This window comes from Streptomyces sp. NPDC058401, from assembly GCF_042722885.1.
In the GTDB taxonomy this organism is placed as follows: Bacteria; Actinomycetota; Actinomycetes; order Streptomycetales; family Streptomycetaceae; genus Streptomyces.
Genome location: NZ_JBHXKA010000102.1, coordinates 18,532 through 30,282, shown reverse-complemented (window position 1 = coordinate 30,282; position 11,751 = coordinate 18,532). Strand labels below are relative to the sequence as shown.

Sequence of the window (11,751 nt, the reverse complement as noted above, 5' to 3'; positions counted from 1 at the left end):
CCTCCCCCGCCCCCCCCGCGGGACCCACCCCCCCCGCGCCCGCGCCCGGGCCGCCCCCGCCACCCCCCCCCCCGCCGGGCCAACCCGCCGGCGCCACGTCCGTTCCCCGTGGGGAACGGGTGGAACCGGGACCCCCCTCCGGTCCCGGCCCCACGGTTCAGGCGAGCAGCCGGGTTTCGGCGCTCGGCAGTTTGTTCCACCAGTGGCCGTACCGCCGGTAGACCTCGGGCTCGCGGTCGGCCAGGAAGGCCGTCAGCGCCTTCGCCTCGCCGGCGAGCGCCTCCCAGACCTCCTCCGGCAGGGGGTGGAACGCGGTCGCCTCGATCCCGTTGCCCGCCGGGCGCCACACCCCGGCGACACGCCCGTCGACCAGCAGGGTCGCCAGGGTGTCGCCGTTCATCCGTGCGACGAGCTTGCGGTACTGCGGCGGGACGATGCGGCTCCGGTCGGCGTAGGCCAGCAGCACGCTGTCCCACATGGCCATCAGCCGGGGCGGCGCGGGTGTGTCCCCCGCCGGACGCGGGGCGCCCTGGACGTCGAACAGTTCCTCGCCCTCCGGCCCCGCCAGCCGCTCCAGCCTGCCGGAGAGCTCCAGCGCCCGCAGCGCCTGGCGGACCCTGGCCCGCTGGACCAGGGAGAACCGCGCCACGTCCGCCGCCGACGCCGGCCCGAAACCCTCCAGGTAGCGCAGGACCAGCGTCCGCAGCGACTCCTCCGATGCCTCCGGGTCCGCCGGTACGGTGCGCGGCCGGCTCGGGGGTGCGACGTAGGACGGACGCTCCCCGAACGACCACGGTGCGGCGGTGGGCGCGTGCAGCAGGGGTGCGTACTGCCGCAGCCCCCACCAGGCTCCGGGCCTTGGCGCCTCTCCGAGCCGCCGTCCGAGCCAGGCCTCGCACTCCGCCGTCGTACGGGGCCGGTCGGCGAAGTCCAGCAGCTCCGGCACGAGGACGTCGGCGTCCTCGGCCGTCAGCCCCGAGTCCGTGAAGCGGGTCCCGAGCCGGGCGGCCCGTACGGACGGCTGCACGGCCTCCCGGAAGGACGGGTAGTCCTGCGCGTGCACGGCGTGCAGGGTCAGCCGCATCAGCGTCGACTTGAGCACCTCGCGCCCCGTGAAGGCGGCGTCGAGCTCGGCCGGGTCGAAACCGGCGAGCCGGTTCCACAGCGCGAGGTAGGGCGAGGCCGCGTGCTGCGCCTGCAGGGCGACCACCCGGCGGACCGCGTCACCGACGCTCAGCGCCTCGCGCCGCAGCAGCAACTGCCGTGCGAGGGTCGCGCGGTTGAGCTCTCCCGCGCTGACCTTCACGTGCCGGCCTTCATGGTGCTGGCCTTCATGGTGCCGGCCTTCATGGTGCTGGCCTTCATGCCCCGACCGTCCCGTCCCGTGCCCTGTCGAAGCGTGCAGCCTAACCGGCACCTCCGACAGCGCCCCGGGTTCAGATGCTGACGCCCTTCGACCGGAGGTAGGCCAGCGGGTCGATGTCCGAGCCGTACGAGGGCCCGGTGCGGATCTCGAAGTGCAGGTGCGGGCCGGTCACGTTGCCCGTGGCACCGGAGAGGCCGAGGGTCTGCCCGGCGCTGACGCTCTGGCCGGACGAGACGGACAGCTGGGAGAGGTGCGCGTACTGGCTGTACTTGCCGTCGGCGTGACGGATGACGACCTCGTTGCCGTACGCGCCGCCCCAGCCGGCGGAGACCACGGTGCCGGCGCCGACCGCCTTGACGGTGGTGCCGGTGCTCGCGGAGAAGTCGACCCCGGTGTGGTAGCCGCTGGACCACATGGAGCCGGCGGTCTTGTACGCGGTGGAGGTGCCGCCGCCGACCGGGGCGACGAAGCCGGTCGAGGTGGAACCGCCCTGCTGCTTGGCGGGGGCCTTGGCCTTGGGGGCGGGCGCGGCGGCCTCGTCCGAGGAACCCTCGTCCGAGGAACCCTCATCGGAGGAGGCCTCATCGGCGCTGGAGGAATCCGATGAAGCAGAAGAATCGGAAGGAGCAGAGGAAGCGGACTTCTTGGCCGGCTTCGGCGTTTCGGCCGGCGCCGACTGGGCCGCCGCGGCCGGAGCCGAGCCCTTCGCGCCGAGCGTGAGCTTGAGGCCCGGGTGGATCAGCGAGGGGTCGGTACCGACGGCCTCGCGGTTGTCCGCGTAGAGCTGCTGCCAGCCGCCGGTGAGGTGCCGGCTCTCGGCGATCTTGGAGAGGTAGTCGCCCGGCACCACGGTGTAGACGGTGGGGGCGCTCTGCGCGGCGGCCGGCGCGGCCTGGAGCGCGGCGGGCACCTGGGCGGCCACGGCCTGCGGCGCCTGGACCGGAGCGGCGGCGGGGGCCGCGGCCGGGGCGCCCGCGGCGTGGGCGCCGGTGGCGCCGAGCAGCGGAAGCGCGAGGGCCGCGCCACCGGTGCCCGCGGCGGCGAACCCGCGGGATATCGAGCGGGACTTGGGACGGCGGTGCTTACCCGTTCCGGACATGGCGCATTCCTCTCCGACGCCTGCGAGGTGAGCTGTCGGGTTCGGACGGGAGATGTCCGGCCGCCTCTGTGCCGGTGAACAGCACATGTACGGCTTCACCCCGAGCTGTCCGGTTGTAAGGATCTCGACACGAGATCCGGGACAGCGGCTTACCTGGTTCCCCCGCTCCTGCCGCGCGCGTGAATAGTCGGGTGCGGTTTCCGGTCGGCGGCAGGATTAGGCGGTCCGTCCGGATCGATCGCGAACGTAATCGAGTCCGCCCGCACGGAACAAGTCATGAATTCCCCAACGGAATCTTGAAGATGACGGACTGCCGGAATTCCGGTCACCCTCCGTCCATTCCGCACCTTCAACAGCCGCCCCGACAAGGCAATTCGCCATTAGCGATCAGGCACTCACCGTCACCGTATGATCTGGCTCACGGGGGCATGTCCGATCTCGCCTCTCGCTATGGCAAGTTGTCAGCAAGTAGCGTAATTCGGACACCATCAACGACGATGACACGGAGGAGCCCGGTGACCCAGCCGATACCCCAGAGTCCGCACGAGGAGCCGATGCTGACCGGAGTGCGCAACTTCCGCGACGTGGGCGGGTTGCCGACCGTGGACGGCCGACGGGTCAAGTCGGGACAACTATTCCGAAGCGGACATCTGGCGCATGCCACCGAAACCGACGCGGAGTTCCTCGGGTCGCTCGGACTGCACACCGTCTTCGACTTCCGCAACGGAGCCGACCACGCGCTGGAGGGTCCGGACGTGGAGCTGCCCGGCGTGCTCAACGTCAACATTCCGCTGACGGATCCGGCCGACGGCAGCGAGTTCTGGAAGATGGTCCGCGGCGGGGACCTGGCGCAGCTCCGCGAGATCCTGGGCGGGGGGAAGGGCGCCGCGCGGATGTCCCGTTCGTACCGGACGATGATCCGGACCCGGACCGCCGAGCACGGCCGGGTGGTACGGGCGCTCGCCGAGAACAGCGTCCCGGCCCTCATGCACTGCGCCGCCGGGAAGGACCGGGCGGGCCTGTCGATCGCCGTCACCCTGCTCGCGCTGGGCGTCGAGCGGGAGGCGATCGTCGCGGACTACCTGGAGTCGAACGCCCCGCACAACCGCTACCGGGTCCGCCGGGGCAGCGATGCGCCCGAGGCCCGTGCCCCCGAGGTGATGGAGCTGCTCTCCCCGCTCTTCGACGCCCGCGCCCCGTATCTGACCGCGGCCTTCGACACCATCGACGAGGAGTGGGGCGGCGTGGAGCGCTACCTGGCGGAGGGCCTCGGGCTCGCGCCCGAGACCCTCGCCGGGCTCCGCGACCGCCTGCTGGACTGAGGCCCCACGAGCCGGGCCGTCGTCTCAGCGGTTGGCGACGGCCTGCTTCACCAGTGTCCGGCCGAAGTCCCACATCAGCGCGCCGCCGCCGTGGGCCTCGTCCATGACCGCGCGGAAGGCGCCGACGAACCGGTCGACGTCCGCCTCGTCCACGATCAGCGGCGGGATCAGCTTGATCACTTCGAGGTGGTCGCCGGAGACCTGCGTGAGGATCCGGTGCTTCTGCAGCAGCGGCACCACGACCATCTGCGCGAACAGCCCCTTGCGCGCCGCCTGGAGCATGCTCCAACGGCTCCGCAGCCCGAGCGAGGACGGCCGGCCGAACTCGATGCCGATCATGAGCCCGCGGCCCCGTACCTCGTGGAGCAGTTCGTACGTGTCCACGAGCGCGGCGAGCCGCCCGCGCAGCAGGTCGCCCATCGCGCGGGCGTTGGCCACGACCTGCTCGTCCTCCATGACGGAGAGGACGGCGAGCCCGGCCGCCATCGCCTGCGCGTTGGAGCCGAAGCTGGCGGAGTGGACGAGGACCCGGTCCATGGAGGAGTAGACCTTCTTGAAGATCCAGTCCTTGCCCAGGGTGGCGCCGACGGGGACATAGCCGCCGGAGAGGGCCTTCGCCACGCAGACCAGGTCCGGTTCGACCCCGGCCTCGTGCTGGTAGGCGTAGAAGTCGCCGGTCCGTCCTAGGCCCGTCTGCACCTCGTCGGCGATCAGCAGCGCACCCCGCCGGTGGAGCAGCTCCTGTGCGGCGAGCAGGAAGCCGGGCGGGGCCGCGAGCACCCCCTTGCCCTGGATCGGCTCGACGACGAGGGCCGCCACGTCCCCCTTCTTCAGCTCCCGCTCCAGGGCGGCCAGGTCCCCGAGGGCGATCGCGGTGTCCGGCAGCAGCGGCGCGAAGCCGTCGCGGAAGCCGGCCTCGCCGTTGACCGAGAGCGAGCCCGTGGTGAGCCCGTGGAAGGCGTGGTGGCAGTAGAGGACCCTGGGCCGCCCGGTGGCGTACCGGGCGAACTTCAGGGCGGTCTCCACGGCCTCGGTGCCGCTGTTGCCGAAGAAGACCCGGTCCAGGTGCGGGCTGTGGGAGAGCAGCTTCTCGGCCAGCAGCCCGGGCAGCGGCTGGCAGTCGAAGCGGGTGAGGTCGGCGAGCTGGGCGTCCAGCACGTCGTGCAGGGCCTGCCTGACCACCGGGTGGTGGCGGCCCAGCCCCATCACACCGAACCCGGCCAGCATGTCGAGGTAGTCGTTGCCCTCGGCATCCCAGAAGTGGGCTCCCTCGGCCCGTACGTAGACCTTGTCGAACCCGATGGTGTGCAGCATGCGCGGCAGCTGGTGGTTGAGGTGGCGGGCGTGCAGCTCGTACCGCTCGCCACCCCGCTCGGCCAGCAGGGCGCCGAGATCGAAGCCGGTCATACCGACTTGTCCCTGCTCCCGCCCCCCACGGTCTCGCGGACCGCCCGCAGCGACTCCTTCAGCGACCCCATGGTGGCCAGGACGGCCGTGGGCTCGTACCCGCAGTGCGCCATGCAGTTCGCGCAGCGCGGGTCCTTCCCGCGGCCGTACTTGCTCCAGTCGGTCTCCTCGATCAGTTCCCGGTACGAGGGCACGTACCCGTCGCTCATCAGATAGCAGGGCCGCTGCCAGCCGAAGAGCGAGTAATTCGGAATGGCCCAGGCGGTGCAGGGGAAATCGGCTTTGCCTTCCAGGAAGTCCAGGAAGAGCGGGGAGTGGTTGAGCCGCCAGCGGCGCCGGTTGCCTCCGGCGAAAGCCTTCTTGAAGAGTTCGCGGGTCTGTTCGACGCCGAGGAAGTGCTCCTGGTCGGGAGCCTTTTCGTAGGCGTAGGCCGGCGAGATCATCATCTCGTCCACCTGGAGATCGTCATTGAGGTAGTTGAGGACCTCGATGATGGTCTGCGGGGTGTCGGTGTTGAAGAAGGTGGAGTTGGTCGTGACCCGGAATCCGCGCTTCTTCGCCTCCTTGATGGCCTCGACCGCCTCGTCGAAGACGCCTTCCTTCGCCACCGACTCGTCGTGGCGCTCGCGCAGCCCGTCGATGTGCACGGCGAAGGCGAAGTACGGGGAGGGCGTGAACTTCTCGATCTTCTTGCGGAGCAGCATGGCGTTGGTGCAGAGGAAGACGTACTTCCGCTTGGCCACCAACTGGCGCACGATCTCGTCGATCTGCGGGTGCATCAAGGGCTCGCCGCCCGCGATGGACACCATCGGCGCGCCCGATTCCATCACGGCGCCCACCGCCTGGGCCACGGGCATGCGCTGCTTGAGCACCCCGGCCGGGTGCTGGATCTTCCCGCACCCCTCGCAGGCCAGGTTGCAGGCGTAGAGCGGTTCCAGCTCGACGATCAGCGGGAACTTCTCACGCTTGCGGAGCTTCTGTTCGAGCAGGTACGTCCCGACCCTGATGGTCTGTCGCAGTGGCATGGCCATCTGGCTCACCTCCTGGGGAGCAGCAAAGAACGGTGCCATTCGTAAAACGCAGGCAGTACGGCACGCAGTACGCGAAAGGCCGATATTCCCCCGCGGACGGTGCCGATACGGACGAGCTCATGCTCCGGAGCGTCCACGATCACCCGGACGGCCGCAACCGGACGGTCCCGGGAGCCCGGGGCGCTCCCGCCCCGGGTCGCGGTCCACAGGGTGGCGGCCGATTCCATGTCGACCCCGACGGCGCCGCCGGCGCGCAGCTGGGCGCGCTCCTGGCCCCGGACGACGTGGTCGGATCCGGTCAGTGCACCGAGGTGTACGGTCCGGCCGGGTACCGCCCGGGCCAGTGCCTCGGCGAGCAGGGCGGTACCGGCGCAGGCGACCGTGCCGCGCGGGTCCCGGGTCTCCTCGGCGACGATCAGGTCGCCGGGGCTCATGCCGGGCAGCAGCCCGGCGCAGAAGCCGGTGGCGAGCACGGCGGCGCCGTGCAGCTGCGGCTCGGCCAGCTTGCGGCCGACGGCGCGCTCGGCCGCGTGCGGGCCCATGCCGGTGCGCAGCACCTCGTACCGCTCGGGCGCGCCCCGCTCCCGACCACCGCGGTACGGGGCGCTGCGCAGGGCGGTCCGCTCGATGCGCAGCGCGCAGGCGATCAGCAGCGGCGGCACGGCCGCGGCGGGGCCGTCGGTCATCAGGCCTCCCCGGGGGACGGGGCCGTGCGCGGGAGGGCGGCCGCGTCCGCGTACCGTCCGCCCGGGCCGAACGGTTCTCCGTGGAGGTAGCGGCCCAGCGCGGTGAGCGGGAAGACCTGGCGGTACAGGTGGTAGTTGATGGAGAAGTCCCAGGGGAATCCGGTACCGGTGAAGTAGGGCTCGTCCCAGGTGCCGTCGGGGCGCTGGGTGGAGACCAGGTAGCCGATCCCCCGCTCCACGGACGGCGCGTCGCGCTCCCCCGCCGACAGCAGGGCCATCAGCGCCCACGCCGTCTGCGAGGCCGTCGAGGCACCCTTCCCCGCCCAGGACGGGTCCTGGTAGGAGCGTTGGTCCTCGCCCCATCCCCCGTCCTCGTTCTGTACGGATTCCAGCCAGGCCACGGCCCGCCGGATCGCGGGGTGCGAGGGGGCGTAGCCGGCTGCGGTCAGCGCCGGGACCACCGAGCCGGTCCCGTACACGTAGTTGGTGCCCCAGCGGCCGAACCAGCCGCCGTTCGGGTCCTGTTCGGCAAGGAGCCAGGCGATGCCGCGCCGGGTGCGCGCGTCGCCCGCGCGGCCCTCGACGGCGAGCATCTCCACCACGTGGGCGGTGACGTCGGCCGAGGGCGGGTCGATGACCTCGCCGAAGTCGCAGAAGGGCAGCTTGTTGGGGTAGGGGCTGGTGTTGTCGGCGTCGAAGGCGCCCCAGGCGCCGTTCTTCGACTGCATGCCGAGGTTCCAGGACACCCCCCGGGCGATGGCGCCCTCCAGCCGCTCCGGGTCGGGGTGCTTGACCCGGCGCAGGGCGAGGACGACCTCGGCGGTGTCGTCGATGTCGGGGTAGTTGTCGTTGTGGAACTCGAACGCCCAGCCGCCCGGGGCCAGTCCGGGCCGGCGCACGGCCCAGTCGCCGCTGCGCACGATCTCCTCGTCGAGCATCCAGTCGGCGGCCTTGACCAGGGCCGGGTGGTCGGGTCTCAGTCCCGCGTCGGCCAGCGCGATGGCGGCCAGGCAGGTGTCCCACACCGGGGACTGGCAGGCTTCGATCATGCGGGCGCCGTCGGCGCGCCAGACGGCGAAGCGGTCCAGGGACTCCAGTCCGGCGCGCATCACCGGGTGGCGGAGGTCGTAGCCGAGCAGGTGCAGGGCGATGACGGAGTACACGGCGGGCGGCTGGATGCCGCCCCAGCAGCCGTCGTTCTCCTGCCGTTCCACGATCCAGCGGCCGGCGCTGGCCATGGCGGCCGCGCGCAGCCGGCGCGGGGCGAACCGGCGGTAGACGTGCAGGGCCTTGTCCATCCGCTGGAAGGCGCCGCCCCAACTGGCCAGCGGCGCCAGCTTCCTGGCGGGGTACGGGGTCCGCGCGTCGGTGTGCAGCTCGTCCAGGGCGAAGGGGGCCGGGCGGACCGGGCGCAGGGCGGAGACCACGGTGAGGGGGACGATGGTCTGCCGGGCCCAGCAGCCGAAGTCGTAGATGTTCAGCGGCACCCAGGACGGCAGGAACAGCAGTTCGGGCGGGAGTTCGGGCAGGTGGTCCCAGCTCCACCAGCCGAACAGCGCCAGCCAGATGCGGGTGAAGACGCGGGCGCCCGCGAGTCCCCCGTGGGCCCGGATCCACGCCGAGGCGCGGGCCATGTGCGGGGCGTCGGGCGCGTCTCCGGCCAGGCGCAGGGCCACGTAGGCCTCGATGGTGGCGGAGAGGTCGCAGGGGCCGCCGTGGAAGGTGGCCCAGGTGCCGTCGTCCTGCTGCTCTCCGCGGATGAACAGGGCCGCGGCCCGGGTGGTGGCCTCGTCCCGGATTCCGAGGAACTGGCGCAGCAGCAGGTCCTCGGCGTCCATGGTGACGTTGGTCTCCAGGTCGCCCTTCCACCAGCCGGCCTCGTCCTGCCGGTCGAGCAGGTCCCGGACCGCCCGCTCGATGGCCGCGCGGACCCCGCGCAGCGCGGCGGGGCCGGGGTCCGGGCCGGCGCCCGGTACCGGTGCCGGGCCCGGCGGTCCGGCGGTCCCGGTGTCGTCGGGGTCGGCGCCGCAGGCATGGGCGCCGCCGTCGGTCGTCGCAGTCATGGCTTCCCCTTTGCGTGCAGTGTCCTCTGTCATCCGCTGTTCTGGGGGTTGCCGTCGGACGGTACTACTACCAAGCAGTACCGTCCGGCGACTTGCGATTCATATGCGTGTACGGGTGGTGATCACCTCTTGCGCACGACGACGAAGTCGGCGAGCGCCACGAGCTGGTCGCGCACGCGCTGGTCCATGTCCACGTCGTCGAGGGCCTTGATGGCGATCTCGTACTGGCGGCGCGCCTCGTCGGCGGTCCACCGGCGGCCGCCGGCGGCCTCGATGAGCGCGGCGCGGGCCGCGAACTCCTCCTCGGAGAAGTTCTCGAAGTCGTTGCTCTTGGCGTCGGCGGCGAGCAGCTCGGTGAGTTCCTCACTGGCCGGACCGCCGGCGGCGAGGGCGGCGACGACGGGCAGCGACTTCTTGCGCTGGCGCAGGTCGCTCCAGGTCTGCTTGCCGGTGGACTCCGGGTCGCCCCAGATGCCGAGGAGGTCGTCGACGGCCTGGAAGGCGAGGCCGAGGTGGTAGCCGTACTCCTCCAGCTTGTCGGCGGTGCGGTCGTCCGCGCCGCCGAGCACGGCGCCGATGGAGACCGCGCAGGCGAGCAGGGCGCCGGTCTTGTTGCCCTCCATCTCCAGGCACTCTTCCACGGTCACGCTCTCGCGGTGCTCGTAGGAGATGTCCTGGGCCTGGCCGTCGATGAGCTTGCGGCTGGCGGTGGTCAGACGGCGTGCCGCGCGGCCGGCCTCGACCGTGCCGAGCTCCAGCAGCACCTCGTTGGCCAGGGCGAACAGGGCGTCGCCGACCAGGATCGCGAGGGCGGGTCCGTGGACCTTCCACACGGTGTCGCGGTGGCGGCGCTGCTCGTCGCCGTCCATCAGGTCATCGTGCAGCAGCGAGAAGTTGTGGACGAGCTCGACCGCGACGGCGCCGGGGATGCCGACCTCGGCGGCGGCGCCGGCGGCCTCCGCGGAGAGCAGGGCGAGGGCGGGGCGGACGGCTTTGCCGCCGTCGCCGTCCGCCGGGTTGCCGTGGGCGTCGATCCAGCCGAAGTGGTAGGCGGCGACGGTGTCCATGGGCGCGGCGAGCCGGTCCACGGCGGCGCGGAGCACGGGCGTCGAGAGCGTACGGCCTCGTTCGAGGAGGGCGAACGTGTCCGCCTTCTCCCCGCCGGCCGGGCCCGCACTGGCGTCCGTGTTCTCGACGGCCGGATTCCCCGGGTTCACTGGCTCTCCTCTGGTTCCTGTACGTACTGCGGTGCTTGGTGCTGCGGTGCCGGTGGTGCCGGTACCGGTGGAGCTGACGGTGCCGGTGGTGGTCATACCGCCTCCTGCAAGGGGTGTTCGCGGTGGCGGCCCAGCGGGACCAGCGCGGCATGGGCCGCGCTCAGTCCGCTGCGGACGGCGCTCTCCATGGTCGCGGGCCAACCCGTCGCGGTCCATGCACCGGCGAGGAACAGCCCCGGCGTGTCGGTCCGGGTTCCGGGCCGCAGCCGTCCGACGCCGGGGGTGGGGGCGAAGGTCGCGGTGCGCTCCCGGGTGACGAAGAAGTCGCGCACCTTGGCCCCGCGCGCCGCGGGCAGCAGCCGTTCCAGCTCGGGCAGGTACTTCGCGCGCAGGACCGAGACGGGTTCGTCGATGTCCTCGTGGGCGACCGACTGGGACAGCGCCAGGTACTGGCCGCCATCGGGGAGTCCGGAGGAGTCGGTGCGGTCGAAGACCCACTGGACCGGGGAGCCGAGGGCCGCGAAGAAGGGCTGCTTGAGCACCTTGCGGTCGTACACGACGTGCACGTTGAGGATCGGCGCGGTGCCGATGTCGAGCAGCTTGTCGGGGTCGGCGAGCGCTCCGGCGGGCAGCAGTCCGTGTGCCTCGCGCTGCGGTACGGCGAGGACGACGGTGCCGGCGTCGAAGGAGCCGCCCTCGGTGGTCACCCGCCAACCGTCCTCCGCGGTACGGGAGATGTCCGTGACCCGGGTGCGCAGTTCGGTGCGCACCCCGGCGGCGTCCAGGGCCTTGCGGGCGAGGGTGTCGTGCAGGTCGCCGAGCGGTACCCGGGCCCAGCCGATGTCGGCCGCGCCGTTCTCGGAGAGCAGGCCGGTCTTGAAGACCATGGCGGCCAGGCCCAGCGAGGACTGTGCGGCGGTGGCGTTGAGGGTGGCGATGCCGACGAGGTCCCACAGGGCCTCGATGGTGCGCGGGGACTGGCCGTAGCGGCCGAGCCAGGTCGCGAAGTCCACGCCGTCGAGCGCCGGGTCGGCGGGGTCGAGGCGGCGCAGCGCGAGGGCGGCGCGCCCGACGGACGCCCGCTCGGCGAGCGAGAGGTGCGGGTAGCGGGCGAGGGAGCCGGCCAGGTGCAGCGGTACGGGCAGGGCGCTGCGGCGCAGCCGTCCGAGCCGGGGACCGCCGGGGTGGGCGACGTCGAGGACGGGCACGTCGAGCCGGTCCTGCAGGGGGGCCAGGGCGGCGCCGTCGATGCGGTCGAGGAACCACCGGTAGGCGGTGCAGCAGCGCAGGTAGACGTGCTGGCCGTTGTCCACGGTCAGTTCCCCGCGCTTGAAGGAGAACGCCAGGCCGCCGAGGCGGGGCCGGCCCTCCAGCAGGGTCACCCGCAGGCCGGCATCGGCGAGTTCCAGCGCGGTGGTGACGCCGGCGAGCCCGCCGCCGACGACCACGGCGTGCTGCTGCGCGGTCATGCGTCCTCCTCTGTCACTCCTGCGGACGCCGCCGGGCGCCGCGGGGTTGCTCCCGTCCGCCCCGTCGCCGCGCCGCACCGGCCCGCCGTCA

The 11,751-nt window shown here is 72.3% G+C and carries 9 protein-coding genes and 1 riboswitch; of the genes, 1 reads left to right on the top strand and 8 read right to left on the bottom strand.

The features are described from left to right. Nucleotides 1-157: 157 nt before the first annotated feature. Both ACFWNV_RS29360 and ACFWNV_RS29355 read right to left on the bottom strand, forming a co-directional pair. A complete protein-coding gene (locus ACFWNV_RS29360; protein ID WP_383952851.1) occupies nucleotides 158-1,306 on the bottom strand; it encodes a winged helix DNA-binding domain-containing protein in 1,149 nt (382 codons plus the stop codon). 130 nt (nucleotides 1,307-1,436) lie between these two features. After that, on the bottom strand, nucleotides 1,437-2,465 hold the full coding sequence (locus tag ACFWNV_RS29355; protein WP_383952849.1) for a peptidoglycan DD-metalloendopeptidase family protein: 1,029 nt from the start codon (nucleotides 2,463-2,465) through the stop codon (nucleotides 1,437-1,439). Between the two features lie 4 nt (nucleotides 2,466-2,469). Next, a riboswitch (cyclic di-AMP (ydaO/yuaA leader) is annotated at nucleotides 2,470-2,665 on the bottom strand. A gap of 315 nt (nucleotides 2,666-2,980) precedes the next feature. On the opposite strand from ACFWNV_RS29355, the gene ACFWNV_RS29350 reads away from it, so the two are divergent. Further along, nucleotides 2,981-3,787, top strand: coding sequence for a tyrosine-protein phosphatase (locus ACFWNV_RS29350; protein WP_383952847.1), 807 nt, complete (start codon nucleotides 2,981-2,983; stop codon nucleotides 3,785-3,787). A gap of 24 nt (nucleotides 3,788-3,811) precedes the next feature. Here the strand turns inward: ACFWNV_RS29350 and ACFWNV_RS29345 are convergent, their stop codons facing one another. The 6 genes from ACFWNV_RS29345 to hpnE form a co-directional block, all read right to left on the bottom strand. Further along, on the bottom strand, nucleotides 3,812-5,194 hold the full coding sequence (locus ACFWNV_RS29345; protein ID WP_383952845.1) for an aspartate aminotransferase family protein: 1,383 nt from the start codon (nucleotides 5,192-5,194) through the stop codon (nucleotides 3,812-3,814). Further along, nucleotides 5,191-6,225 carry an adenosyl-hopene transferase HpnH gene (gene hpnH / locus ACFWNV_RS29340; protein WP_383952843.1) on the bottom strand — a complete coding sequence of 345 codons (1,035 nt, stop codon included), beginning with the start codon at nucleotides 6,223-6,225 and terminating at the stop codon, nucleotides 5,191-5,193. Before hpnH ends, ACFWNV_RS29345 begins: the two co-directional genes overlap by 4 nt. 5 nt (nucleotides 6,226-6,230) lie before the next feature. Continuing rightward, the gene (locus ACFWNV_RS29335; RefSeq protein WP_383952841.1) at nucleotides 6,231-6,911 is read right to left on the bottom strand and encodes a 1-hydroxy-2-methyl-2-butenyl 4-diphosphate reductase; all 681 of its coding nucleotides are present in this window, start codon (nucleotides 6,909-6,911) and stop codon (nucleotides 6,231-6,233) included. Further along, nucleotides 6,911-8,974, bottom strand: a complete 2,064-nt coding sequence (shc, locus tag ACFWNV_RS29330; RefSeq protein WP_383952839.1) for a squalene--hopene cyclase — start codon at nucleotides 8,972-8,974, stop codon at nucleotides 6,911-6,913. The genes ACFWNV_RS29335 and shc overlap by 1 nt, the downstream gene beginning before the upstream one ends. A 122-nt stretch (nucleotides 8,975-9,096) precedes the next feature. Further along, nucleotides 9,097-10,191 (bottom strand): polyprenyl synthetase family protein, encoded by a 1,095-nt coding sequence (locus tag ACFWNV_RS29325; protein ID WP_383952837.1) that lies wholly within the window; start codon nucleotides 10,189-10,191, stop codon nucleotides 9,097-9,099. Nucleotides 10,192-10,283: 92 nt separating this feature from the next. Further along, complete coding sequence (hpnE, locus tag ACFWNV_RS29320; protein WP_383952835.1) at nucleotides 10,284-11,660, bottom strand: hydroxysqualene dehydroxylase HpnE; 1,377 nt, start codon at nucleotides 11,658-11,660, stop codon at nucleotides 10,284-10,286. Nucleotides 11,661-11,751: the final 91 nt, after the last annotated feature.